The organism is Arthrobacter sp. Dra40, from assembly GCF_059091905.1.
The window spans coordinates 26411-48941 of record NZ_JBNHHB010000036.1; the positions used below are offsets into that span (position 1 = coordinate 26411).

The following is a 22531-nucleotide window of genomic DNA, read 5'->3' on the forward strand; positions in this document are numbered from 1 at the left end:
TCGTCTGTTCGTGAGTGTTGCCTGGACTGATTTAGGAAGTGAGGGCGACGGCGGTGCCCGCGCGATGTCCGGTGGCCGGGTGGCCCGGAAGTGTGTGTTGATGCCCGGGACCGTACAGCTTTTCGCGAAGGGTCAGCTGCGCGTCGGTGGGCTCGGGGGCTTCTGCGGCGAGACCTTGGCGGCGCAGTTCGGGCAGGGCGTGCTCGATGAAGTGTTTCCAGCTGTCCGGCTTGGTGATGTAACTGAGGTTGATGCCGTCCACGTCCGCTTCGTCGCGCCAGCGCCGGATGTCGGCGGCGACAGTACCGGGTGAGCCCACGATGGTGCTTCCGGTGCCGCCGATCCCGAGGAACTCGGCGACGGCGCGCGGCGTCCACTCGCGGTCCGGGTCGGCCTTGGAGAACATGTCCACGATCGACTGCACGCCGCGTGTCTTAACGTGCTGCAGCGGCGCGTCGAGGTCGGCGGCTGACAGGTCGATGCCGGTCCAGCCGGCGAAACGAGCCAGTGCGCCCTCAAGGCTGACGTTGGCGCGGGCTTGCTGGTGCAGGACCTTGGCCTCTTCATCGGTCGGTGCGACGATGACCGTCAGCAGGACCACCACCTTGATGTCGTAGGGATCGCGGCCGTTTTCGACGGCGGCCTGCCGAATCTTCTCGACGCCGCGGCGGGCTTGTTCCACCGAAACCGCGTTGATGAACACGGCCTCGGCGTGGCGCCCGGCGAAGGACATTCCACGAGGGGAGGAGCCGGCCTGGAACAGCACGGGAGTTCTTTGCGGGGAAGGCTCGCACAGATGGATGCCCGGGACGGAAAAGTACTTGCCGCTGTGCTCGATGGGGTGGACGCGGACCGGATCGACGAAGGTGGCACCCTTCTGGTCGCGCACGACGGCGCCGGGTTCCCAGGACTGCTCCCACAGCTTGTACAGGACCTCCATGTACTCTTCCGCGAGCTCATACCGCTCGTCGTGCTCAAGCTGCTGCGACATCCCCACGTTCCTGGCCGCGGACTCCGAATACGAGGTGACAATATTCCAGCCCACGCGCCCGCCCGTCAGGTGGTCCAGCGTGCTGAAGCGCCGCGCCATCAGGTATGGCGGTTCGTAGGTCAGCGAGGACGTGACGCCGAAGGTGAGTCTCTCGGTGACTGCCGCCATCCCGCTGATCAACATCATCGGATCGTTGATAGGGAACTGTGCGGCATCGCGCAGCGCCGCGTCCGGGCGGCCTTCGTGGACATCGTGGTAACCGATGGTGTCGGCTAGGAAGATCCCGTCGAAACCGGCGGCTTCGAGCATTCGGGCGAGGTCCTTCCAGTACGCCAGATCCTTGTAGCGGTGGCCCTGGTCCGCCTCGTTGCGCCACGAGCCCGCAGTGAGATGAGCCGGGGAGTTGGTATCGAAGGCGAAGAGGATCAGGGGCTGGTCTTTCATAGCAGCGACACGTCCTTGCACCGTTGGAAAGAGGAGGGCTGTATGTTCAACTTCTGAACGTGACGTTCAATTTAGCGATGGGCAACGGTAGTGTCAATGGTGTTGGTGGATGTTTGTCGGCGCGAAAGCCGCTCACGTTCGAACGCAACGTTCAATGCCCGAACGGGGATGGCGGCCTGTTCACGGAATAAGGTGGTAGTGCCCGTCACAACCGGCCCTACGGCCGAGAGGAATGCCTGATCATGCCGGAGACAGAATCAAACGCGGAGGGCGCTGACGCGCCGGACCTCACCAACAAGTCCGTCGTTAAGGCCATGACGCTGCTGCGCGAGCTGGGCCGCCACCCCCAGGGGATCACTGTCACCGAACTGGCGCAGAACGTAGGCCTGACACGTCCCACCGCCTTCCGCCTGCTGTTGAGCATGGAGCAGGTCGGGTTCGTCGACCGGTCCGACAACAACTACACGCTCGGCTGGGAAATGGCGCGGCTCGGGCGGCTCGCCGACCCGACGGCTGGCGTGGGCGCGAAGGTACAGCCGATCCTTGAACGGTTCGCCCAGGAGATCAACGAAACGGTCACCTTCGCACTGAACAAAAGCGCCACGGAGTACGACCTCATAGCCGAGGCCTCGGCGTCGAGGATTCTCAGCGTTTCGCAGCTGTATGTGCATCGCCAATACCCGTTGCATGCCAGTGCGACAGGCAAGATCCTGCTAGCTGATCTGGACGACGAGAAGATCATCCAACTGCTGCCCGAAACGCTGACCCCGATCACCCGGCGGACCATTACCGACCGGGGTGTCCTGCTGCAGGAAATCCACGAGGTCCGGCGGAACGGGTACTCCGTGCTCGATAACGAACTGGAGGAGGGCCTGTTTGCCGTGGCCGTAGCCGTCCGGGACGCCGACGGTTTCCTCCTCGGCGGACTCACCGCGACGGGGCCGGACCAGCGGATGAAGTCCGGCCGCCTGCCCAGCATCGTGGAGCACCTGCACACCACCGCCGAGAAAATCGCCAAGGCCCTCGGCTAGCCCGCAGGCAGGACTAGTCTGCGCCGGTTCCTCGTTCGACGTGGGCGGCGAGGTTTGCGAGGGACGAGGCCAGCCCGGCTTCGTGATCGGTGGGGGAGATGCCCGGCGGCACGTTGGTGGCGGCAACGCTCACCAGGGTGCCCTCCGGTTGCGTCCGTAGGTCCCACGTCATGGTCATCGTTCCGGCGGAACCGGCGTCGTCGGACGTGAATCTGACCTGCTGCACGATTTTCTCGTCCGGGATCAGGTCAACGAATTCGACGTTGGTGACGTCGGTCGTCTCGGAGGTCTTGCCATGGCCGGAGGCGTCCAGATAGGTCAGGACCATGCGGAAACCGCCGCCGACCCCCGGCGTGAAATGCTCCACGCGGGCCACCATGCCCTCCGGCGGCAGCCACTTTTCCAGGCTGGCGGCGTCGGTCAGCGCGCGGTAGATCGTGGACGGCGTCGCGCTGATCAGCAGGCTTCCCGTGTCGACCCTGTGAGCGTTCTCGTCCATGGTCCAGCCTTTGCGACGTGGTGTTCTTTGGGCGCGTGATTGGCTTCGACGGTAACAGTCGAGGCCCCCGTCCGCCACGGAACGGAACTGTGCGCAGCGGCGGAAGCCGCGCGCCGTCGTGCCCTGCATGGGTGTTTTGGGGCAACCATTCCAATGCGGGTCGTCACGTTTTATCATGGGCAGTTACGGCGACGAGCCGACCGGGGACTGCTGAGATCCAGCCCGTGTTCCGCCGGCGGAGGAGCGTGAGGCAATGGAGCCGCATGAGGTGAAGGTCAACGGCGTGCCGCGGGTGTTGGCCGCCGGGCCGCAGGTCAGCTTGCTGGACTGGCTGCGCGGCCAAGGGCTGACCGGGGCCAAGGAGGGCTGCGCGGAAGGGGAATGCGGCGCCTGCGCGGTCTTGGTGGCGCGCGCCGACGGTCCGGACCGCACCCGCTGGACCGCGGTCAATTCCTGCCTGCCGGCGGCGCTGGCTTTCGACGGCGGGGAAGTCGTCACGTCCGAAGGGCTCGGACGCGCTCCCGGCGCCTGCAGCACCGAGGAGCTCCACCCGGTCCAGCGCGAAATGGCGGACCGCGGCGGCTCCCAGTGCGGCTACTGCACGCCCGGTTTTGTCTGCGCCATGGCGGCCGAGTACTACCGTCCCGAACGGCGGCCCGCCGCCGCCGCCGGCGAGCCGGAGCCCCACCATGGCCCCAACGGTTTCGACTTGCACGCGCTGAACGGAAACCTGTGTCGCTGCACCGGCTACCGGCCCATCCGCGACGCCGCCTTCGCGCTCGATGAGCCTGCCGACGGGGATCCGCTGGCCGCCCGGCGGGAGGCGCCGGCACCGGCCGTCCGGCTGACCCGTTTCGTCTCCGACGGGGCGGAATTCCTCCGTCCAGGAACGTTGCAGGAACTGCTGGACCGGTTGGAGCAGGATCCCGACGCCGTCCTCGTGTCCGGTGCCACCGACGTCGGGGTTGAACGGAACCTGCGGCACAACCGCCCGCGCTTAGTCCTGGCCATCGACCGGATGGAGGAGCTGCGGCGCCTAAACCTGGGGGCCGACTACGTGGACATCGGGGCCGCCCTCACGCTCACCGAAGTGGAGCGGGGACTGGGCGGGCGGGTGCCGCTGCTGGGCAAACTCTTCCCGCAGTTCGCTTCCCGGCTGATCCGGAACAGCGCCACGCTCGGGGGAAACCTCGGGACCGGATCTCCCATCGGCGACGCCGCGCCGGTCCTGCTGGCGCTCGACGCCACCCTGCTGCTGACCTCAAGACGCGGCGACCGGTCGGTGGCCCTCGGCGACTACTTCACCGGCTACCGCCAGAGCGTGCGGGAACCTGACGAGATCATCCGCGCCGTTCGGGTGCCGCTGCCGCTGGCCCCGAGCACCGCCTTCCACAAGGTGACCAAGCGCCGCTTCGACGATATCTCCTCGGTGGCGGTCGCCTTCGCGGCCCGGTTCGACGGCGCCGTGCTGACCGAGCTGAAGATTGGACTGGGCGGCGTCGCCGCGACGCCGCTGCGAGCCAGAGCCACCGAGGACGCGCTGACCGGCAAGGAACTGACCGCGGAGATTGCGGCGGAAGCTGCCGGCATCATGGCGGGTGAAGGCACGCCGATGGACGATCACCGGGCCAGCGCCCGCTACCGCACAGCGATGCTGGAGCAGGCGATGCTGCGTTTCTATGCTGAAAGCGCCCCGGAACTGGAGGTGATCCGGTGACGTCGCTAGCCGACCGGCCAACCAATCCCGCCGTGGGACAGACGGTGTCGCACGAAAGCGCGGCGCTGCATGTGACCGGAACAGCCCTCTATACGGACGACCTGGTTGGACGCATGCGCGGGTGCCTGCATGCGTGGCCGGTGCAGGCACCACACGCCCACGCCTACGTGACGGCGCTGCGCACAGAGCCGGCGTCGGCAATTCCGGGTGTGGTGCGGGTGCTGACGGCCGCTGACGTGCCCGGCGTCAACGACGCCGGTGCCAAGGACGATGAACCGCTCTTTCCGCGCGAGGTGATGTACCACGGCCACGCCGTGTGCTGGGTGCTGGGCGAAACCGCCGAGGCCGCGCGGCTGGGGGCAGCGGCCGTGGAGGTGGACTACGAGGAACTGCCGTCGCTGCTGACCCTCACCGAGGCCATTGATGCGGCCAGCTACCAGGGAAATCAGCCGGTGGTGGCCCGCGGCGACGCCGAGGCCGGGCTGCAGCGCGCGCCGCACCGGTTCAGCGGAACGTTCGAGTTCGGCGGCCAGGAGCACTTTTATCTGGAGACCCACGCCTCGCTGGCCCATGTTGACGAGTCCGGGCAGGTCTTCGTCCAGTCCTCCACCCAGCACCCCTCGGAGACCCAGGAGATCGTCGCCCACGTGCTGGGCCTGTCCAACAGCGAGGTCACCGTCCAGTGCCTGCGCATGGGCGGCGGGTTCGGCGGCAAGGAGATGCAGCCGCACGGGCTGGCCGCCGTCGCCGCGCTCGGCGCGGTGCTCACCGGGCGGCCGGTCCGGCTGCGGTTGAACCGCACCCAGGACATCACCCTGACCGGTAAGCGGCATCCGATGCACGCCAGCTGGGAGGTGGGGTTCGACGACGACGGGCTGCTCCTCGCGCTGCGCGCCACCATCACGTCCGACGGCGGGTGGAGCCTGGATCTGTCCGAGCCCGTCCTGGCCCGCGCCCTCTGCCACATCGACAATGCCTACTTCATCCCCGACGTGGAGGTCCTCGGCCGGATCGCCAAGACCAACAAGACATCGCAGACGGCGTTCCGCGGGTTCGGCGGGCCGCAGGGCATGCTGGTCATCGAGGACATCCTGGGCCGCTGCGCGCCGGCGCTGGGCATCGAACCGGCCGAGCTGCGCCGTCGCAACTTCTATGCACCGGGCCAGAGCACGCCGTACGGTCAACCGGTCCGGCACGCCGAACGGCTGCACGACATCTGGGCGCAGCTGTCATTGCGGGCGGACGTCGAGCGGCGCCGGGCAGCGGTGGAGCAGTTCAACGCCACCCACGAACACCACAAACGCGGACTGGCGATGACGCCGGTGAAGTTCGGCATCTCCTTCAACTTCACCGCCTTCAACCAGGCCGGAGCGCTGGTGCACGTCTACAAGGACGGTTCGGTGCTGGTCAACCACGGCGGCACGGAGATGGGCCAGGGGCTGCACACCAAGATGCGCCAGGTGGCCGCCACCGCCCTGGGCGTGCCCCTGGACTTCGTGCGGCTGGCCCCGACGCGGACGGACAAGGTGCCCAATACATCGGCAACGGCAGCGAGTTCGGGTGCCGATCTCAACGGCGGGGCGGTGAAGCACGCGTGCGAGCAGATCCGCGAGCAACTGGCCGAAGTCGCGGCGCGCAAGCTGGACACCCAGCCCTACAACGTGCGCTTCGTGGACGGCCGCGTGACCAGCCTGGGCTCAACCGAGAGCCTGTCCTTTGCCGAGCTGGTGCACACGGCCTACTTCCAGCGCACGCCGCTCTTCGCGGCAGGCTTCTACCGGACCGAGGGCATCCATTGGGACGCCGCCAACATGCAGGGGGAGCCCTTCAAGTACTTCTCCTACGGCGCCGCCGTCTCCGAGGTGGAGGTTGACGGCTTCACCGGCGCCTACCGGTTCCTGCGCACCGACATTGTGCACGACGTCGGCGACAGCCTGTCCCCGCTGATCGACCTGGGCCAGATCGAAGGCGCGTTCGTGCAGGGCACCGGGTGGCTGACCCTGGAGGAACTGCGCTGGGACACGTCCGCCGGGCCCAACCGCGGCCGGCTCGAAACGCAGGCGGCCAGCACCTACAAGATCCCCAGCTTCTCCGAGATGCCCGAGGAGTTCAACGCCCACCTGTACGAGCGGGCCACCGAAAGCGGCGTGGTGTACGGGTCCAAGGCGGTGGGGGAGCCACCGTTGATGCTTGCCTTCAGCGTGCGCGAAGCCCTGCGCGCCGCCGCTGCTGCCTTCGGGCCGGCAGTCCGTCCGCTCGAGCTGCCCAGCCCGGCGACGCCGGAAGCCGTGTTTTGGGCTGTCCAGGAGGCCCGGGCTGCCGCCGGCGGGCGCGCAGCACCCGTCACCACGCCGGCCGCAGCGGGGGCGGGCTGATGATGGACTGGCTCGCTGCGGTGCAGAATCTGCGCGACGACGGACGCCCCGGCGTGCTCGCCACCGTGGTTTCCGTGCGGGGCCATGCACCCCGGGAGGCCGGCGCCAAGATGGTCATCGCCGCGGACGCGCTGTGGGATAGCATCGGGGGCGGCAACCTTGAGGCCGAGGTGATCGACCGTGCCCGCCGGTTGATCGCCGAGGCGTCCGGCGCGCCGGAGACCCTGACCTTTGCGCTCAACGAGCACGCGGCGAACCAGCACGGACGCCAGTGCTGCGGCGGCGAGGTGCAGGTCCTGCTGGAACCGCTGCGCAATGATCCGGTGGTGGCGATCTTCGGCGTCGGGCACGTCGGGTTCGAGCTGGCCCGGATCCTCTCCCGGCTGCGCCTGCGGCTGCACCTGATCGACAGCCGGGCCGGGCAACTCGATCCGCTCCGGCTGGCCGATGTGACCGCCGGCAGCGCCACGGTCACGGCCCACCACACGCCGGCGCCGGAGACGGTGCTGCAGGCGTTGCCGGCCGGCTCGCAGGTCTACATCATGACCCACGACCATGCCGAGGATTTCCTGCTGTGCGACGCCGCCCTGCGCCGGGGCGGCCTGGACGTTGGCCTGATCGGCTCGACGGCGAAATGGGCTCGTTTCCGCCAGCGGCTGCGCGCGGAAGGACACGAGGACGTGGACTCCATCCGCTGCCCCATCGGGCTGCCGGGCGTCGGCGGGAAAGCGCCGGCTGCCATCGCCGTCGCGGTCGCCGCGGAACTCCTCGTCAAGCTGGGCAGCGCGGTTTCGGCAGCCTCCGGACCAGCCACTCCGCCCTATCGGCAGAACCCCAAGGCGCCCGCTAAGCACGTCTAGGACGGCGCGGCGAAGCCCAGCTTTTTGTCGATCACGTTCTCCAGCGGCTGTTGGCGGACGTAGCGGCCGAAGTTGTCCGCGAACTGGCCGGCGAGCTGCGGCAGCCATCCCCCGGAGTCGCCGCTCAGGTGCGGTGAGATGATCACGTTGTCCATCGCCCACAACGGGTGGTCGGCTGGCAGCGGCTCGACTTCGAACACGTCCAGAGCCGCTCCGGCGATGGCGCCAGCCTGCAGGGCCTCCACCAACGCGTCGGTATCCACGCTGGCACCGCGGCCCACGTTGATCAGCCGGGCGGTGGGCTTCATGGCCTTCAGGACGGGCGCGTCGACCAGATGCCGGGTCTGCTCGGTCAGCGGTGCCACCATCACCACCCAGTCAAAGTCGCCGACGACGGCGGCCAGGTTCGACGATGCGTATACCTCGCCGAAATCCGCGTCACCGCTGCGTGCCGTGCGCCCGGCCCCGGCGACGCGCAGGCCCACGGCCCTGAGGACGCGTGCGATCTCGCGGCCGATCGCACCGGTGCCGACGATCAGCGCACGGCTGGATTCCAGCCGCTCGGTCTCCCGGTGCTGCCAAGTCCGCTCCCGCTGCAGGGACAGCAGACCGGGCAGGTTTTTGGCGAAGGCCAGCATCCCGGCGAGCACAAATTCGGCCATCGGCCGGTCGAAGATGCCGCGGGCGTTGGTCACCACCACGCCGGATCCCCGCAGGTCCTCGAACAGGAGCTTGTCCACGCCGGCGGCTGCCACATGGATCCACTCCAGCGAGCCGGCGGCAGGCCAGGCATCCTCCAGCGCGGAGGAGAAGAAGTCCCAGAGCAAGAGCACCTGCGCCCCATCGAGCGCGTCGGCCAGTTGGTCCGCGGTGGCATACCGTACCTCGGCGGCAGCCTCCACGTCCGCCATTCCCGGCGGTAGGTTGTCCTTGTACAGGACGGCGACCACCGGCTTGTCGGCCGTCATCTGGCGCCCTCCGCGTCGCTGGGCTCGAGGGCTTCGCGTTCCGCTAATGCCTCCCGCATTCCAGCCCTCACCCAGGTCAAGCATCCGGTTACTGTTGGCAGATTCTGCGGGCATGAGTCAAAGGGTATCCCGGGGCGACCAAGCCTTGTCACCGGTGAGCACAAGCGCTCGGCGCGCCACGTCCTCGTCCGCTGGTGACTTGAGCTCACCGGCACCTGGAGTTTCACGGGCGGGGCGGCTGGTTGCCCTTGGTCTTGAGTTTTCCGAGTTGGCCGTCCACGTGCGCGTCAGCCTCCAGCCACTCAAAAGCTTCTTGCACCTGGGGCGAGTCCGGGTCCGACCAAGCAATTTCATTCCGGGCAGCAACCTCTGCCTCGATCCGCCGGGTCTCCCGCTCGGCCTCCCGTGCGGCCGACTGTATATCGGTTGCGCTGCCGGCTGCCGCCGATGCGGCCTGCTGCATGCCGAGCGTGGCCTGGGCCACGCTGTGGCGGGCTTGCAGAGTCTGGAACTGCATCCGGCTTTCGTCGATCCGAATAGACAGCCGGCCCAGCTCGCCGTTCAGTTGGCGCCACTGTTCGGCCATGCGTTCATACTGGCGGGAGAGCGCTTGGACCCGCTTGGACGCGGTGATGCTGCGGTGCAGGGCTTCGCGGGCGCCGTCGTCGTCGCCCCTGGCTACGCACTCTTCGGCGTAGCGGTCGCAGTACGCCTGCTCCGCCTTGGCCTCGTCCAGCAGCAACTCGATCCGCCGGCAGTCAGCGGCGATGTCGGCAACGCTGCGGCGAGCTTGGTCCACCGCGTCGAACTGTTGCTGCTGGCTTGCCGCGATGGTGGCCAGTGGATCCACCGGTGCCTCTTTAGCCGTACGGTTGGCACTGATAATGCGTCCGATGCGGCGTTTGATGGACACATTAGCTCCTGGTGGGGTTGGGCCGGCGCTGCGCCGGGGCGGGCCGGCGGCGCGGCTGGACGTTCAGCCAGCCGCGGGGCGGGGCCGTGGTGCTGTGGCCGAAAGGAGCGCCGCGGTAGGCCGAAGACCACGCGTGCAGCGCCTCGATCTCGCGGGACAGGTGTCTGCCTGCCAGTTCCAGCTGTTCGGCATCGGCGGAGTAGCCGGCTTCCATCAGATGCTGCCGCAGTTCGCCGGACAGCCGGTTCAGCTGCTGGACCCGGCCGTCCAGGCTGGCGGCCAAAGATCGCTTCACTCCCGGCTCCGGCTCCCCTTCGGCCAACTTCAACTGTTCATCGAGTGACCGGGACGCGGCCTGCAGCCGGTCCGCCACCAGCGGCAGTTCACCGACGAAGCGGCTCTCCGCGAACGCGGCTGCCAACGCGCGTCGCGTCGCTTCGGCCGAGCGCTGCAGGCCGAGCCGTTGCCGCGCAAGGCGGCGGCCGGCGTCGTCCTTGGTGTAGCTGCGCACGGTCAGGGTCCCGGTGCGCAGTCCGTTCCGGAGCCTGCGGGAGCGCCGGATCCGGCGGATCATCAGCCACAGGCCCATGGCAGCCGCAGTGCCGATGCACAACATGGTGATGCCGGTGAACAAGAGGATCTGCAAGACCATGTCGGCCAGAAAGGATCCGGAACTGGCGGTGGCTGGGGTCATGCTCATGCCTACAGTTTGCCCCCGTATGCCCAGTTCCTGCCAGTAGGAGAAAAAGTTGCCGGCAAAACAGGCGGCAAAACAATGCGGCAAAACAATAGAGCCGGTTCCCGTGTGGGAACCGGCTCTATTGGAAGACTAGTGCGGCGTTGCCGCTGCCGTCTTAGAGGCCGCGGATGTTAGCAGCCTGCAGGCCCTTGGGGCCCTGCACGGTTTCGAATTCAACCTTCTGCTCTTCACGCAGTTCGCGGTATCCGCCACTGTTCTCGATGGCCGAGTAGTGAGCGAAGACGTCGGCCGAGCCGTCGTCCGGAGCGATGAAGCCGAAGCCCTTTTCAGAGTTAAACCACTTGACGGTTCCAGTTGCCATTTTTTGTACTCCTCCGAGTAATTCACGATCCGCGGACTTCACGAATCGCTTGCAGCGGTGTTTTTCGTCCGCCGTTCAGAGAAGCACAGATCCTTCGGTGAAGGACCTGTTGCTCAAAATCAAATGCGCAACACAACAACTACAAGATTCACTGTACAGGATAGCGGCCGGGATGCCGAATGGCACTACCAAGGCACCTCTGTTCAGGACTCGTTCAGGTTGCTACCGTAAAGTGATCTTCATCTACGGGGCACTCGCCCTACTCCACGGCTGGGAAGCCGGACCCGATCCACTGAAGGCTGCATGAGCATATCTGTATCTCCCCCGACAACTTCTACCCGTAGCAAGCGCGGTTCTTCCGCCGCGAGCGGCTACTCCCAGCTGTTGAGTACGGTGCGGGATGCAGGTCTGCTGCGAAAGCGCAGGGGGTTTTACATCAGCCTCTTTGTTGCGCTGGCGCTGGGGCTGGCGGGCGCGGTCACCGGATTCGTACTGCTCGGCGACAGCTGGTTCCAGCTGTTGATTGCCGGCGCACTGGGCATCCTGTTCACGCAGCTGGCGTTCCTGGCCCATGAGGCGGCCCACCGGCAGGTCTTCGAAACCGGTCCGGCCAACGATCGTGCCGGCAGGTTCCTGGCCAACGCCGTGGTGGGCATCAGTTACCAGTGGTGGATGAACAAGCACAGCCGCCACCATGGCAACCCCAATACCATCGGCAAAGATCCGGACATCGAACAGGACACCATCTCCTTCCTGCCGGAGCAGGCTGCCGAGCGCAAGGGCCTGATGGCCTGGTTCACCCGCCGCCAGGGCTACCTTTTCTTCCCGCTGCTGATGCTGGAGGGCCTCAACCTGCACGCCACGTCGATCAAATCGTTGTTTGCCCGCGGTCAGGTCAAGGGCCGCAAGCGCGAACTAGCCATCCTCTTCGCCCGGCTGTCGCTGTACATCGCCGCGATCTTCATCTTCCTGCCCACCGGCATGGCGTTCGCCTTCATCGGGGTCCAGTTGGCCGTTTTCGGCGTCTACATGGGTGCGTCCTTCGCGCCGAACCACAAGGGCATGCCGTTGATCCCCAAGGATTCCAAGGTGGACTTCCTCAGCCGGCAGGTCCTGACCAGCCGTAACATCATCGGCCGTACCCGGTTTGGAAGCGGCTCCATCAACGCCTTCATGGGCGGGCTGAACTACCAAGTGGAGCACCACCTCTTCCCCAGCATGCCGCGGCCCAATCTGGCCAAGGCCGCCGAGATTGTGCGCGAATACTGCGCCACTCACAAGATCCCGTACACGGAAACGTCGCTGCCCAAGTCCTACGGAATTGTGGTGCAGTACCTGAACAAGGTGGGGCTCTCCGCCCGGGATCCGTTCGACTGCCCGATGGTGGCCGAGTACCGCCGGCTCTAGCGCCCAACAGCTTCGCCCGGTTGCCGGTGTCCAGCGCGGACACCGGCAACCGTCGTTTCTAGAGCTGGGTGAAAGCCGCCGTGGCCGGATCGGCGCCGACGCGGCCGCCGGCGTCGAGCGCAGTGATGGCGGCCAGGTCCTCCGCATCGATCGTGAGCCGAGCTGCGGTCAGGTTTTTCGCTATCCGGTCCGGATTGGCGGACTTGGGGATCACGATGTTGCCGTTCGCCAGATGCCAGGCGAGCACCACCTGGGCCGGAGTCGCCAAATACTTTGCCGCGATGGCGGTGACCGTCCGGCTCTCCAAGTCGGCGCCCTGGCCCAGCGGGCTGTACGCTTCGACGGCGATGCCGTGCCGGCGGCTGAGCGCCGCCACTTCGCGTTGCTGGAAGGTCGGGTGGATCTCGATCTGGTTGACCGCCGGCACCGGGCCCCCGGCTGCCAGCAGGGTCTCCAGATGCTCGGCCAGGAAGTTGGAGACGCCGATGGCCCGGCTGAGCCCTTCGGTGTAGATTTCTTCGAGCGCCTGCCACGCCTGCACGTACAGGTTCTGCGAAGGCACCGGCCAGTGGATCAAATACAGGTCCACGAAGTCCAGGCCGAGTTCGCGCAGGCTGTTGTCAAAAGCCCTGCGGGCGTTGGCCTGTTCGCCGTTGCGAAGCTTGGTGGTGATGAACAAATCCTCACGGGCAATTCCGCTGGACTTGATGGCGGCGCCGACGCCGGACTCGTTTCGGTACGCGGCAGCCGTGTCGATGTGGCGGTAGCCTGCTTCCAGAGCAGCTTCGACCGCCTGCTGCGTTTCGGCCGGCGGTACCTGGAAAACTCCGAAGCCAAGCTGCGGGATGGCGACGCCGTTATTGAGGTCAATCGTGGGCACAGTGTCCATGAGAGGCTCCTTCGTACCGGGGATGCGGAACTACTTCTTCGGGATTAGCACGCCGAACACGCGCAGTTCGGCCAGGTGCTGTCCGTCCTGGTCGTGGATGGAAATGTCCACAATGTTGTTGCGGCCGAAGCGGGTGCGCTCGATTCCGGTGGCGACCAGCCGTGAATCCGCCGCCCCGGGGGCGATGTAGGTGATTTCGGCCTGCCGGGAGACGGACGGGCGGCCCAGCGACTCGCAGACAAATGCGAAGCACGTGTCACCCAAGGTGAACAAGTATCCGCCGTGCAGTATGTGGTGGCCGTTCAGCATGTAGTCCTGGACGGACATGGCCATCACCACGCGTCCTTCTTCGGCCTCTAGCACCTCAATGCCGAGGTGCTGCGATGCTTTGTCGGACGCGTAACGGTGGCGGACAAGGTCCTCGACCGTGGCGAACTGCGCGTTGGTGGCGGGGGTGGTCAACGGAGTCCTCCCGGACGTGGCGTGGATTATTGGCGTGATCCACGCTACCAAGATCCGTCTCGCACGATGCGCCCCCGGCGCCCCCGCGGCCCCCGGCGCCCGCTGCCGGGCATCAGTCCTCGCTGGAGAGAACTTTCCGCCTGGTGCTCAGCAGGTCGACGCCGGGCCGGTAGGCGATGTAGTTTTCGGCCGTGTCCAGCACCTGCACCACATGGGCCCGATCGGCGCCGACCAGGCCGATGCCCACCTCCGCCCGCCGGTAGAGGCTTTGCTGGCCGACCTCGGCCACCGAAACGTCGAACCGTTTCCGCACCTCGGCGATGATCGGCCGCAGCACGGAGCGTTTTTCTTTCAGCGAATGCACGTCGCCCAAGAGCAGGTCGAACTCAATCCAGCCGATCCACATGGGGACGAGTCTAGGGCAGGTGGTCCATCGCCTCGCACGGGTTGGAGTTCGGCTGGGCACGGTGGATCTCCATGGCGAGCCGTCGAATGAGTCCGGACAATTCGGCGACCTCTCCCACGGCCAGGCCCGAAAGCAGTCTCTGTTCGGCAGCGGCCACGCGGACCTCGTAGGTCGAGAGCACCGTGCGCCCCTGCCCGGTCGGGATGATCTTCCGGGCGCGCCGGTCGTTGGCCGCGGGGACGCGTTCCACCAGGCGGGCAGCCACCAGCTTGTCCAGGAGATACGTCAACACCGTCCGGTCGATGGCCAGATGTGCGCCCAGCGCCTGCTGGTTAGGCGGATCCCGGTGGACGACGGCGGAGAGGACCTGGTAGCCACGGATACCCTCGGGCATGTCCGCGACCGCCTCCTCGAACCGGGACTGATAGCCGCGCAGCACCATGCCCAAATTCCAGCCGAGATCGCCGGGGATCTGGTCCTGCGTCCGGTCGGCGGCCGCTGCTGGTGCTCCTGTCATGGCACACATCATAACCGGTTACACGAAGTTGCGCAGATAATCTGTTGGCAATATAGTCTGTCCAGCAACATACTTTTATCAAGTGGAGTCGACATGGACCTTGGCGTGATTGGCATTCTGGGAGCGGGACGGGTGGGCACCGCCGTGGCCCGGCAGGCGCTCAAGGCCGGATACCGGGTGAAGATCGCCACGGCCAAGCCGGCAGCCGAGATCGCCTTGCTGGCCGAGATCATCACGCCGGGAGCAGAAGCGGTCGAGGCGGCCGAAGTTGCGGCGGCGGACCTCGTCGTCGCGGCCGTTCCGCTGCACAAGTACCGCACGCTGCGTCCGGACCTGTTGGCGGGCAGGATCGTCGTCGACGCGATGAACTACTGGGCGCAGACCGACGGTGTGATTTCCGACTTCGACGACGACGCGCGCGGCAGCAGCGAGGTCATTCAGGACTTCCTGGCGGGCGCGCGCCTGGTGAAATCGCTGAACCACATCGGCTATCGAGAGCTTGAAGTGGACGGCCGCGAAGCCGGCTCCGTCGCTCGCCGGGCCCTGGCGCTTGCCTCGGACGACGACGACGCCAAGGCCCTGGTCGCCGGATTCATCGACCGGCTCGGCTACGACCCGATCGATGCCGGACCGCTGTCCGCCGGCCGCCTCTTCCAACCCGGGACCGACATCTTCAACGCAACCCACACCGCCGAACAGCTCCGCGGCCTCCTGGCCGGGGCAAACGAACCCGCCCTTCCCTGACTTCGTCATCGGGCAGAACAGGAAACAGCATGGAAATCGGTGCCTACAGCTTCGGCGACACGCAGCTAAATCCGGACGGCTCGCAGCGCGCTACGTCCGAGGCGGTCCGCAATCTCTTCGAGGCGATCGTCCACGCTGATGGCGCCGGACTGGATTATTTCGGGATCGGCGAACACCACACCACCAGCATGCCCGCGTCCTCACCCGGCGCGATCGTCGCAGCAGCCGCGGCCGCGACGCAGCAGATCAAGCTCGGCAGCGCCGCCAGCATCATTTCCACCGACGATCCCGTCCGCGTCTTCCAGCAGTTCGCCACGGCGGACGCGATCTCCGGCGGCGGCCGGATCGAGATCACCGCGGGTCGCGGTTCGTCGGTCGAAACCTTCCCGCTCTTCGGCTACGACCTGGGCGACTACGACGAGCTGTATGCGCAGAAGCTGGACCTGCTGACGACCATCAACAACAGCGCCGCGCCCGAAGTGACCTGGAGCGGCTCCCGGCGGCCGGCCATCGCGGACCTGGCCGTGGTGCCGCGCCCCGCCGCCGGACGGCTCCCCATCTGGCTGGCCACCGGAGGCAACGCGGGGTCTTCGGCCCGGGCCGGACAGTTGGGGCTGCCCATCTCCTACGGGATCATCGGCGGTGCCCCGCACCGGTTCGCGCCGCTGGCCGAGCTGTACCGGCGCAGCGCCGCCCAGGCCGGCCATGCGGGTCCGGAGATCAAGGTGTCCGTGGCCGCCCTGGGACTGGTGGCGCCAACCAAGCAGGAAGCCCTCGACCGGTTCTACCCGGGCTGGCACAACCTGAACGTGGAAATGGGGCGGCTGCGCGGCTGGCCCGCGCCGGACAAGCGCGCCTTCCTGGCCCAGGCGGATGCCCCGGGCGCCTACTACGTGGGCGACCCGGATGAAGTGGCCGAGCGCATCGTCCATCTGCACGGCCACCTGGGGCACATGCGGCACTTCCTCCAGACCGACATCGGCGGGCTGCCGCATGAACACCTGCTCGAATCCATCACGTTGCTGGCCACCGAAGTGAAGCCGCGGGTCAAGCGCCTGCTGTCCCTAAAGTAGGCGTGGCCAGGGCGCCGGTACTGAAGAGCGCCGGCGCCCTGGCCACGGGGAGGGTGTTCCTAGTTGGCTACCGTGAAGCGCCGGTTTTCATGCTGCGGGTTCTCCAGCTCGTCCAGCACGGCCACGGCAAAGTCCTGGGTGGAGACACTCTCGCCGGCCGGGGAGTCGGCACCCAGCTTGTAGGTTCCGGTGCGCTCGCCGAGCGCGATCTGCGGCGCGGGGGCCAGCATGGTCCATTCCAGGCCGGACGCGGAGCGGTACAGTTCCAAAACTTCGGCCATGGTGGTGGCTTCGGGCTTGTAGTCCTCCGGGAAGCCTGGCAGATCCTTCAGCTGAACGCCGTCCACCTCGGTCGCGCCGGCGCCGCCCACCACGAACAGCCGCGACGGGATGAGGGTCTCGGAGATCGCCTCATGCGCCTCCACGAACGGCGCGTGGGAATCTCCGGTCCGCGACGGCGGGATGGAAACGACGACGACGTCGTGCTCGCCGGCAATCTGCTTGTAGGTCTTCACGTCGGAGAGCTCCGCCGCCCGGGCCGTGGCGCCGTCGATCTCGGTGCCGCCGCGGGAAATCGCGGTGACTTGATGGTCGCGGCGCAGTGCCTCTGCGGTGATCTGGCTGCCCACCATGCCGGTGGCGCCGTAGACGGCAATCTTCATCTGGAGGTCCTCTCGTGGGGTGAAGCGGTCGACTGGCACCAACGTTTCGGCCACGGACCTAAGCTAGGGGACGTGGACAACGCGGTAAACAGTCAGGCGAACCAAGCAGAGCTGGCGGCAACGGTCGTTTTGTTGCGCGACGGTGCGGACGGACTCGAGGTCCTGATGCTGGAACGGCCTGGCAAGGGAACCTTCGCCGGGGCCTGGGTATTCCCCGGCGGCAAGGTGGACCCGGACGATTATCCGGGGGCCGAAGCGGAAGCCGACGTGCCCGCAGTGGCGGGCACCGCCGTCGTCAATAGCCTTGCCAAGCAGTTGGCAGCGGCGAGGAATGCGGGCGTCCGCGAGACGTTTGAAGAAACCGGGCTGCGGATCGCCGGGCAGGAGCTGGTGCACCTGTCCAACTGGGTGCCCCGCCACAGCCTGGTCCGCCGCTTCCAGACATGGTTTTTCGTGGCAGCCGCGCCGGCCGGAGAGGTCCAGTTGAACGACGGCGAACTGGCCGGCTACGCGTGGCTGTCGCCGCAGGAAGCGCTCCGCCTGCATCAGTCCGGCCGCATGCAACTGGTCCCGCCGACCTGGGTCACGCTGCACGAACTGACCGGCTTCGCCACCGTGGCCGGTGCCTTGGATGCGGCTCGCGGGGCGCAGCCCTTCGACTTTGAGAGCTACGTGGTCGATGATCCGGTCACCGGCCAGACCATCGTCTGGGCGGGTGACGACGCGTACCCAGGTCCGGGGCCGGCGGCTTCCGCCGGGGCCAGGCACCGGCTCTCCACCGGTTCGCTCCCGTGGCGGTACGAACGGGACCACTAAACCCCTACTCCCGCCGCGGATGCCCGCCTAGACTTGGGGCACCTGCTGCCTGCATAGACCGGGAGACCGCCATGAAGAACGCACTGAAGAGGGCCACCAAGAAAAAGTCCTTCAAAGATCTGAGCGGGGACCAGAGGCTGCGTGTTGCCGTGACGGCCGCAGTACAGATTGCTTTGCAGACCGCGGCGCTGAGGGACCTGAAAAGGCGGCCCAAGGCGCTGGTCAACGGGCCAAAGCCAGCGTGGTTCGCGGCGTCATTCCTCAACTTCATCGGGCCCATGGCCTACTTCCTGTTAGGCCGAAAGCGGCTGAATCTCTAAGCACAATCCGTTGACAATTTCAATCCATCGGCCTCAGACACCGTCAAACACTGTCTTGTGGTGTCGGCTGCGTAACGATGCCCTAGAGTGTTTGACGTCACTGAGTGGCATCGACCACACTTGAAATAGTGAACGCGTGTTCGGTCAGCGAACAAGCGCGGTCTGTATCCCCGTTCTCCTCGGGGCAGAAGGAGTGGAAATGAAATGTGCGCTGAATAAAGCGCCGCACCGGAACGGGCTGCTGCCATGAGCGCTCCGGCGGTCACAACAGACGGCCAGGGTGCCGCGGCCAGCCGGTCGCGCAGGCGCCCGGCGAAGAAGCGGCCGACGAAGCAGTTGTTGGGGTTGGCCGGGATTCTGGCGTTTTTGCTGGTGTGGGAATTGGTGCCGCGGGTGGGGATTGTGGAAGCGCGCTTCCTGCCGCCGGCTTCCGAGGTCATTGCGATGCTGTTCAACGACTTCGGCTTGACGGCTTTCTGGCTGGCTGTGGGCGAGACCATGCTGGCCTGGTTCCTGGGCTTGCTGATGGCGGTGCTGTTGGCCGTGGTGCTGGGCTTCATCATCGGTTCGTCCAACTTCCTGCGGAAGGTGACTAATTCCACGGTGGAGTTCCTGCGGCCGATTCCGTCGGTGGCGTTGATTCCGTTGGCCGTGTTGCTGTTCGGGGTGAAGATCGAGTCCTCGCTGATGCTGATTGTCTACGCCTCGTTCTGGCAGGTCTTCATCCAGGTGCTTTACGGGGTGGCTGACGTGGATAACGTGGCGATGCAGACCGCGAAGTCCTACGGGCTGGGCCGGTTCGCCCGGGTCCGCTACGTGGTGTTCCCCACCGCGTTGCCGTATCTGATGACCGGTGTGCGGTTGGCGGCTGCGGTGGCGCTGATCCTGGCGATCACGGCCGAACTGGTGATCGGTTCCCCGGGCCTGGGCCGGGAAATCGCGCTGGCACAGTCCGGCGGGGCGATTTCCGGCATGTACGCGCTGGTGTTGGCCACCGGTTTGATCGGTGTGCTGATCAACCTGCTCATGCGCTTCATTGAGCGCAAGACGCTGTCCTGGCATTCCTCCATCCGTTCCGAGGTGATCGTGTGAAAGTCCTGAAAGGCATTGCCTACGGGCTGGCCCTGCCGGTGATCCTGGTCCTGATCTGGTGGGCTTCCACGCTGGGCACGACGAACTTCTTCGTTCCGACCCCGGCCACCCTCGCGGACGCGTTCGCCGAGACCTGGTTCGGTGAGCGGATTCTCACCGATGTGTTGCCCTCGATCGGCCGGCTGCTGATCGGTGTGATTGCCGCGATCGTGATCGGTATTGCCGCCGGCCTGCTGATCGGTTCGGTCAAATGGTTGCGTGACTTCACCGAGCCGGTGCTGGAGTTCTTCCGTGCGATCCCGCCGCCGGTGCTGATTCCGGTGTTGATGCTGCTGATGGGCATCACCGACTCGATGAAGGTTGTGGTCATCATTTCCGGCTGCATCTGGCCGGTGCTGCTGAACACCATCGAGGGTGTGCGGGCGATTGACTCGGTGCTCTCGGATTCGGCCCACACCTACGGGATCGGCGGGTGGGCCCGGGTGCGTTACCTGGTGCTGCCCTCGGCCGGCCCGCAGATCATGGCCGGTGTCCGCCAGTGCCTGTCGATCGGTTTGATCCTGATGGTCATTTCCGAAATGTTCGCCTCGTCCTCGGGACTGGGCTTTACCATCGTGCAGTTCCAGCGTTCCTTCGCGATTCCGGAGATGTGGTCCGGCATTGTGGTGCTGGGCCTGATCGGTGTTGCCATGTCATTCATCTTCCAATGGACCGAGCGCAAGATCCTGCGCTGGTACCACGGCCTGCGAGAGGTAGAAAATGCAGCCTGAAACCACTCCCGTTTCGACCGGCAGGACCCTGCCCGAAGGCCAGGCCATGCTCTCGGTCCGCGGCGTCAAGAAGGTCTATCACACCGACGGCGGCGACATCGAGGCGGTGCGCAACCTGACTTTCGACCTGAAGGCGGGGGAGCTGGCCTGCCTGGTGGGCCCGTCCGGTTCGGGCAAGACCACCTTGCTCAAGTGCATCTCCGGCCTGCTGGCACCAACCGAGGGCGAGGTGCTGCTCGACGGGGCCCGGGTGACCGGCCCGCCGAAAAAGATGGCGGTGGTGTTCCAGGAATACGGCCGCTCGCTGTTCCCGTGGATGCGGGTGCGCGAGAATGTGGAGCTGCCGCTGAAGAACGCCGGCATGGCAAAGGCCGAGCGGGACAAACTGGTGGACGAGGCGCTGGAGGCCGTGGGCCTGGACCACGTGCCGCAGTCCTACCCGTGGCAGCTCTCCGGCGGTATGCAGCAGCGCGTGGCGATCGCCCGCGCGGTGGCCTACCAGCCCGAGGTGCTGTTGATGGACGAGCCGTTCGCCGCGGTCGACGCGCAGACCCGGGCCGATCTGGAGGATCTGATCCGCACGGTCTGGAAGAAGCTCGGCGTGACCGTCCTGTTCGTCACCCATGACATCGACGAATCGGTGTACCTGGGCCAGCGCGTGATCATCCTGTCCTCCTCGCCGACCGTGATCCAGGAAGACTTGGAGATCGATCTGCCGGACGAGCGCGACCAGCTCAACACCCGCGCACTGCCGCGGTTCATCGAGCTGCGCCACCACGTCTACGAGCAGATCCAGCGGGCCAAGCAAGGCCACCGCCCCGCCGCCGCCACCCAGGCCGGCAGCGCAAGCTAGGCAAGCACCAAAACGGCCGGAGCCGGCCACTTCCTTCGTGGAAGTGGCCGGCTCCGTTCTTTAGCCGGGTTCTTTAACCGGCGTCCCACCCCGGCGACACCGCCGAAATCGAGTACGCAGATAACGCCCTTTTCAGCGCTGAAAAGGGCGTTATCTGAGCAGTCGATGAGGGGGGCTGGGGGTGGGACTCGGAGGGGGTGTTAGGGAGAGGTGTTTGGCTGCGAAGGGAGGGGTGTTTGGTCGCGGGGAGGGGCAGCGAGGGGCCTGGCAGGGGGAGTGGTTGGCCCGCTAGAAGGCGATGCGGCGGAGCAGGTCGCGAAGCGTCTCGCGCTCCTGATCGTTCAGCGGGGCCAGGGACTGGTCGGAGGCCTGGCGGACGATTGCTTCGGCGCGCTTGTAGAGCCGGCGGCCGGCCGCGGTGGGGACGATGACCTTGGACCGGCGGTCGCGTGGGTCGGCTTCACGGCTCACGGCGCCGCGGTTCTCCAGCTGATCCACCAGGGCCACGATCTGGCTGGGGTCCAGGCTCAGGAAGTCTGCCAGTTCACGCTGCGACGGGTTCTGCCCGCTGCAGGCCAGCGAGAGGACCGAGTAGGAGCGCACCTTCAAGTCAAGTTCGGCCAGCATGTTGTTGGCGCGCCCGGAGCCCAGCGACCGCGCGCGTGCGGTGAGGAATTCGATCTCGCTGGCCAGGTCCGTGGTGTACAGCCGCTCAAGGCCGTTTCCTGCCGTTGGCTGGCTGGAGACGGTCGCCTCGGCCGTGGTTGGTGCGGGCATGTTCCCTCGCTACATCTCGATACCGGAAATATGATTGACTTTTTCAATCATATGGGTTGTCATTGGTTTCAGACCAGCATAAACCCATGTACCCCTTTGGGGCAGGAACAAGGAGCATTAAATGTCACTGGCCGGAAAAGTAGCCATCGTTACCGGAAGCGGCCGCGGCCTCGGTCTGGCCTACGCCCAGGAGCTTGCCCGCCAGGGCGCCGCCGTCGTGGTCAATGATGTTGACGCACAGGTGGCCGAGGAGGCCGTCGCCAGCATCGCGGCAGCCGGTGGCAAGGCCACCGCCGTCGTCGCTCCGGTGGGCTCCACCGAAACGGCCAAGCAGTTGGTGAGCACCGCCGTCGAGACCTTCGGCGGCCTGGACATCCTGGTGACCAACGCCGGCGTGCTGCGGGACAAGTCGCTGCTGAAGATGACGGACGAGGACTTCGACCTGCTGATCAACGTGCACCTGCGCGGCACCTTCACCTGCGCACGCGAGGCCTACGCCTACTTCAAGGAAAACGGCGTGGCCGGCCGGATCATCACCATCGGCTCGCCCACCGGCCAGCGCGGCAACTTCGGCCAGACCAACTACGCGGCCGCCAAGGCCGGCATCGTGGGGATGGTCCGCACCTGGGCGCTGGAGATGAAAAAGGCCGGCGTCACCGCCAACGCCGTCATCCCGGTGGCCGCCACGGCTATGACCAAGACCATGCCGTTCTTCCAGAAGGCCGTCGAGGCGGACGAGCGCGGCGAGGCCATGCCGGACTTCTTCCGCAAGGACCTGGGCTTTGGCACGGCCGACGACGTTGCCGGCCTGGTTGCCTACCTCGCCTCCGATGCGGCCGCCAAGGTGACCGGACAGGCGATCGGCGTGGGCGGCGACCGGCTGC

General features: G+C 66.4%; 25 protein-coding genes. 13 read left to right on the top strand and 12 right to left on the bottom strand.

The annotated features are described in order from the left end of the window. Nucleotides 1-31 precede the first annotated feature (31 nt). Nucleotides 32-1435 carry an LLM class flavin-dependent oxidoreductase gene (locus tag AC5RWT_RS16165; protein WP_494081030.1) on the bottom strand — a complete coding sequence of 468 codons (1404 nt, stop codon included), beginning with the start codon at nucleotides 1433-1435 and terminating at the stop codon, nucleotides 32-34. Between the two features lie 242 nt (nucleotides 1436-1677). Here AC5RWT_RS16165 and AC5RWT_RS16170 point away from each other — a divergent pair, with 242 nt between their 5' ends. Further along, the gene (locus AC5RWT_RS16170) at nucleotides 1678-2466 is read left to right on the top strand and encodes an IclR family transcriptional regulator (RefSeq protein ID WP_494043031.1); all 789 of its coding nucleotides are present in this window, start codon (nucleotides 1678-1680) and stop codon (nucleotides 2464-2466) included. A 13-nt stretch (nucleotides 2467-2479) separates the two neighbouring features. Here the strand turns inward: AC5RWT_RS16170 and AC5RWT_RS16175 are convergent, their stop codons facing one another. Beyond that, nucleotides 2480-2965 (bottom strand): SRPBCC domain-containing protein, encoded by a 486-nt coding sequence (locus AC5RWT_RS16175; RefSeq protein ID WP_494081031.1) that lies wholly within the window; start codon nucleotides 2963-2965, stop codon nucleotides 2480-2482. A 253-nt stretch (nucleotides 2966-3218) separates the two neighbouring features. Between AC5RWT_RS16175 and AC5RWT_RS16180 the strand changes: the two genes are divergently transcribed. From AC5RWT_RS16180 to xdhC, 3 genes are read left to right on the top strand one after another with little or no spacing between them, the layout of a single operon-like run. Then, nucleotides 3219-4682 (top strand): xanthine dehydrogenase small subunit, encoded by a 1464-nt coding sequence (locus AC5RWT_RS16180; RefSeq protein ID WP_494081032.1) that lies wholly within the window; start codon nucleotides 3219-3221, stop codon nucleotides 4680-4682. Then, nucleotides 4679-7057, top strand: a complete 2379-nt coding sequence (gene xdhB, locus AC5RWT_RS16185) for a xanthine dehydrogenase molybdopterin binding subunit (protein ID WP_494081033.1) — start codon at nucleotides 4679-4681, stop codon at nucleotides 7055-7057. The genes AC5RWT_RS16180 and xdhB overlap by 4 nt, the downstream gene beginning before the upstream one ends. After that, nucleotides 7057-7917, top strand: a complete 861-nt coding sequence (gene xdhC, locus AC5RWT_RS16190) for a xanthine dehydrogenase accessory protein XdhC (protein ID WP_494081034.1) — start codon at nucleotides 7057-7059, stop codon at nucleotides 7915-7917. Before xdhB ends, xdhC begins: the two co-directional genes overlap by 1 nt. On the opposite strand, the gene AC5RWT_RS16195 is transcribed toward xdhC, so the two are convergent. From AC5RWT_RS16195 to AC5RWT_RS16210, 4 genes are all read right to left on the bottom strand, one after another. Beyond that, nucleotides 7914-8885 carry a D-2-hydroxyacid dehydrogenase gene (locus tag AC5RWT_RS16195; RefSeq protein WP_494081035.1) on the bottom strand — a complete coding sequence of 324 codons (972 nt, stop codon included), beginning with the start codon at nucleotides 8883-8885 and terminating at the stop codon, nucleotides 7914-7916. The two genes, xdhC and AC5RWT_RS16195, sit on opposite strands and share 4 nt — an antisense overlap. Nucleotides 8886-9108: 223 nt before the next feature. Continuing rightward, on the bottom strand, nucleotides 9109-9798 hold the full coding sequence (locus AC5RWT_RS16200) for a PspA/IM30 family protein (RefSeq protein WP_494081036.1): 690 nt from the start codon (nucleotides 9796-9798) through the stop codon (nucleotides 9109-9111). Nucleotide 9799: 1 nt separating this feature from the next. Further along, nucleotides 9800-10498 carry a hypothetical protein gene (locus AC5RWT_RS16205; protein WP_494081037.1) on the bottom strand — a complete coding sequence of 233 codons (699 nt, stop codon included), beginning with the start codon at nucleotides 10496-10498 and terminating at the stop codon, nucleotides 9800-9802. Between the two features lie 154 nt (nucleotides 10499-10652). Further along, nucleotides 10653-10859 (bottom strand): cold-shock protein, encoded by a 207-nt coding sequence (locus tag AC5RWT_RS16210; RefSeq protein WP_353918173.1) that lies wholly within the window; start codon nucleotides 10857-10859, stop codon nucleotides 10653-10655. 303 nt (nucleotides 10860-11162) lie between these two features. Here AC5RWT_RS16210 and AC5RWT_RS16215 point away from each other — a divergent pair, with 303 nt between their 5' ends. Continuing rightward, on the top strand, nucleotides 11163-12266 hold the full coding sequence (locus AC5RWT_RS16215) for a fatty acid desaturase family protein (protein ID WP_494043023.1): 1104 nt from the start codon (nucleotides 11163-11165) through the stop codon (nucleotides 12264-12266). A 58-nt stretch (nucleotides 12267-12324) separates the two neighbouring features. Here AC5RWT_RS16215 and AC5RWT_RS16220 read toward each other — a convergent pair whose 3' ends face one another. The 4 genes from AC5RWT_RS16220 to AC5RWT_RS16235 form a co-directional block, all read right to left on the bottom strand. Further along, nucleotides 12325-13155, bottom strand: coding sequence for an aldo/keto reductase (locus tag AC5RWT_RS16220; protein WP_494043022.1), 831 nt, complete (start codon nucleotides 13153-13155; stop codon nucleotides 12325-12327). 30 nt (nucleotides 13156-13185) lie between these two features. Continuing rightward, the gene (locus AC5RWT_RS16225; protein WP_494043021.1) at nucleotides 13186-13617 is read right to left on the bottom strand and encodes a hotdog fold thioesterase; all 432 of its coding nucleotides are present in this window, start codon (nucleotides 13615-13617) and stop codon (nucleotides 13186-13188) included. A gap of 112 nt (nucleotides 13618-13729) precedes the next feature. Next, on the bottom strand, nucleotides 13730-14023 hold the full coding sequence (locus tag AC5RWT_RS16230; protein WP_353918177.1) for a DUF503 domain-containing protein: 294 nt from the start codon (nucleotides 14021-14023) through the stop codon (nucleotides 13730-13732). Nucleotides 14024-14033: 10 nt separating this feature from the next. Next, nucleotides 14034-14540 carry a MarR family winged helix-turn-helix transcriptional regulator gene (locus AC5RWT_RS16235; protein WP_494081038.1) on the bottom strand — a complete coding sequence of 169 codons (507 nt, stop codon included), beginning with the start codon at nucleotides 14538-14540 and terminating at the stop codon, nucleotides 14034-14036. Between the two features lie 93 nt (nucleotides 14541-14633). Here AC5RWT_RS16235 and AC5RWT_RS16240 point away from each other — a divergent pair, with 93 nt between their 5' ends. Together AC5RWT_RS16240 and AC5RWT_RS16245 are read left to right on the top strand one after the other, a co-directional pair. Beyond that, nucleotides 14634-15284 (top strand): NADPH-dependent F420 reductase, encoded by a 651-nt coding sequence (locus AC5RWT_RS16240; RefSeq protein WP_494081039.1) that lies wholly within the window; start codon nucleotides 14634-14636, stop codon nucleotides 15282-15284. 29 nt (nucleotides 15285-15313) lie between these two features. Beyond that, nucleotides 15314-16357 (top strand): LLM class flavin-dependent oxidoreductase, encoded by a 1044-nt coding sequence (locus AC5RWT_RS16245; protein WP_494081040.1) that lies wholly within the window; start codon nucleotides 15314-15316, stop codon nucleotides 16355-16357. 59 nt (nucleotides 16358-16416) lie between these two features. Here AC5RWT_RS16245 and AC5RWT_RS16250 read toward each other — a convergent pair whose 3' ends face one another. Beyond that, entirely contained in the window at nucleotides 16417-17019 is a 603-nt protein-coding gene (locus AC5RWT_RS16250; protein ID WP_494081041.1) for an NAD(P)-dependent oxidoreductase, read from the bottom strand. Nucleotides 17020-17091: 72 nt separating this feature from the next. On the opposite strand from AC5RWT_RS16250, the gene AC5RWT_RS16255 reads away from it, so the two are divergent. The 5 genes from AC5RWT_RS16255 (at nucleotide 17092) to AC5RWT_RS16275 (ending at nucleotide 20870) form a co-directional block, all read left to right on the top strand. Continuing rightward, nucleotides 17092-17835: an NUDIX hydrolase gene (locus AC5RWT_RS16255; protein ID WP_494081042.1), complete on the top strand. Its 744-nt coding sequence runs from the start codon at nucleotides 17092-17094 to the stop codon at nucleotides 17833-17835. A 71-nt stretch (nucleotides 17836-17906) separates the two neighbouring features. Further along, entirely contained in the window at nucleotides 17907-18155 is a 249-nt protein-coding gene (locus AC5RWT_RS16260; protein WP_494081043.1) for a PLD nuclease N-terminal domain-containing protein, read from the top strand. Between the two features lie 246 nt (nucleotides 18156-18401). Further along, entirely contained in the window at nucleotides 18402-19247 is an 846-nt protein-coding gene (locus AC5RWT_RS16265; RefSeq protein ID WP_494043014.1) for an ABC transporter permease, read from the top strand. Continuing rightward, complete coding sequence (locus AC5RWT_RS16270) at nucleotides 19244-20017, top strand: ABC transporter permease (RefSeq protein ID WP_494043013.1); 774 nt, start codon at nucleotides 19244-19246, stop codon at nucleotides 20015-20017. Before AC5RWT_RS16265 ends, AC5RWT_RS16270 begins: the two co-directional genes overlap by 4 nt. After that, the gene (locus tag AC5RWT_RS16275; protein ID WP_494081044.1) at nucleotides 20007-20870 is read left to right on the top strand and encodes an ABC transporter ATP-binding protein; all 864 of its coding nucleotides are present in this window, start codon (nucleotides 20007-20009) and stop codon (nucleotides 20868-20870) included. Before AC5RWT_RS16270 ends, AC5RWT_RS16275 begins: the two co-directional genes overlap by 11 nt. A gap of 288 nt (nucleotides 20871-21158) precedes the next feature. Here AC5RWT_RS16275 and AC5RWT_RS16280 read toward each other — a convergent pair whose 3' ends face one another. Continuing rightward, complete coding sequence (locus tag AC5RWT_RS16280) at nucleotides 21159-21647, bottom strand: MarR family winged helix-turn-helix transcriptional regulator (RefSeq protein ID WP_494081045.1); 489 nt, start codon at nucleotides 21645-21647, stop codon at nucleotides 21159-21161. Nucleotides 21648-21768: 121 nt separating this feature from the next. Between AC5RWT_RS16280 and AC5RWT_RS16285 the strand changes: the two genes are divergently transcribed. Continuing rightward, on the top strand, nucleotides 21769-22531 hold a 763-nt coding region (locus AC5RWT_RS16285; protein ID WP_494081046.1), incomplete at its 3' end, for an SDR family NAD(P)-dependent oxidoreductase.

What these genes read in the sequence shown, in the direction of transcription:
- AC5RWT_RS16165 (WP_494081030.1), bottom strand. Translation starts at nt 1,435, where the DNA reads ATGAAAGACCAGCCCCTGATCCTCTTCGCCTTCGATACCAACTCCCCG.
- AC5RWT_RS16170 (WP_494043031.1), top strand. Translation starts at nt 1,678, where the DNA reads ATGCCGGAGACAGAATCAAACGCGGAGGGCGCTGACGCGCCGGACCTC.
- AC5RWT_RS16175 (WP_494081031.1), bottom strand. Translation starts at nt 2,965, where the DNA reads ATGGACGAGAACGCTCACAGGGTCGACACGGGAAGCCTGCTGATCAGC.
- AC5RWT_RS16180 (WP_494081032.1), top strand. Translation starts at nt 3,219, where the DNA reads ATGGAGCCGCATGAGGTGAAGGTCAACGGCGTGCCGCGGGTGTTGGCC.
- xdhC (WP_494081034.1), top strand. Translation starts at nt 7,057, where the DNA reads ATGATGGACTGGCTCGCTGCGGTGCAGAATCTGCGCGACGACGGACGC.
- AC5RWT_RS16195 (WP_494081035.1), bottom strand. Translation starts at nt 8,885, where the DNA reads ATGACGGCCGACAAGCCGGTGGTCGCCGTCCTGTACAAGGACAACCTA.
- AC5RWT_RS16205 (WP_494081037.1), bottom strand. Translation starts at nt 10,498, where the DNA reads ATGAGCATGACCCCAGCCACCGCCAGTTCCGGATCCTTTCTGGCCGAC.
- AC5RWT_RS16210 (WP_353918173.1), bottom strand. Translation starts at nt 10,859, where the DNA reads ATGGCAACTGGAACCGTCAAGTGGTTTAACTCTGAAAAGGGCTTCGGC.
- AC5RWT_RS16215 (WP_494043023.1), top strand. Translation starts at nt 11,163, where the DNA reads ATGAGCATATCTGTATCTCCCCCGACAACTTCTACCCGTAGCAAGCGC.
- AC5RWT_RS16220 (WP_494043022.1), bottom strand. Translation starts at nt 13,155, where the DNA reads ATGGACACTGTGCCCACGATTGACCTCAATAACGGCGTCGCCATCCCG.
- AC5RWT_RS16230 (WP_353918177.1), bottom strand. Translation starts at nt 14,023, where the DNA reads ATGTGGATCGGCTGGATTGAGTTCGACCTGCTCTTGGGCGACGTGCAT.
- AC5RWT_RS16235 (WP_494081038.1), bottom strand. Translation starts at nt 14,540, where the DNA reads ATGACAGGAGCACCAGCAGCGGCCGCCGACCGGACGCAGGACCAGATC.
- AC5RWT_RS16240 (WP_494081039.1), top strand. Translation starts at nt 14,634, where the DNA reads ATGGACCTTGGCGTGATTGGCATTCTGGGAGCGGGACGGGTGGGCACC.
- AC5RWT_RS16245 (WP_494081040.1), top strand. Translation starts at nt 15,314, where the DNA reads ATGGAAATCGGTGCCTACAGCTTCGGCGACACGCAGCTAAATCCGGAC.
- AC5RWT_RS16250 (WP_494081041.1), bottom strand. Translation starts at nt 17,019, where the DNA reads ATGAAGATTGCCGTCTACGGCGCCACCGGCATGGTGGGCAGCCAGATC.
- AC5RWT_RS16260 (WP_494081043.1), top strand. Translation starts at nt 17,907, where the DNA reads ATGAAGAACGCACTGAAGAGGGCCACCAAGAAAAAGTCCTTCAAAGAT.
- AC5RWT_RS16265 (WP_494043014.1), top strand. Translation starts at nt 18,402, where the DNA reads ATGAGCGCTCCGGCGGTCACAACAGACGGCCAGGGTGCCGCGGCCAGC.
- AC5RWT_RS16275 (WP_494081044.1), top strand. Translation starts at nt 20,007, where the DNA reads ATGCAGCCTGAAACCACTCCCGTTTCGACCGGCAGGACCCTGCCCGAA.
- AC5RWT_RS16280 (WP_494081045.1), bottom strand. Translation starts at nt 21,647, where the DNA reads ATGCCCGCACCAACCACGGCCGAGGCGACCGTCTCCAGCCAGCCAACG.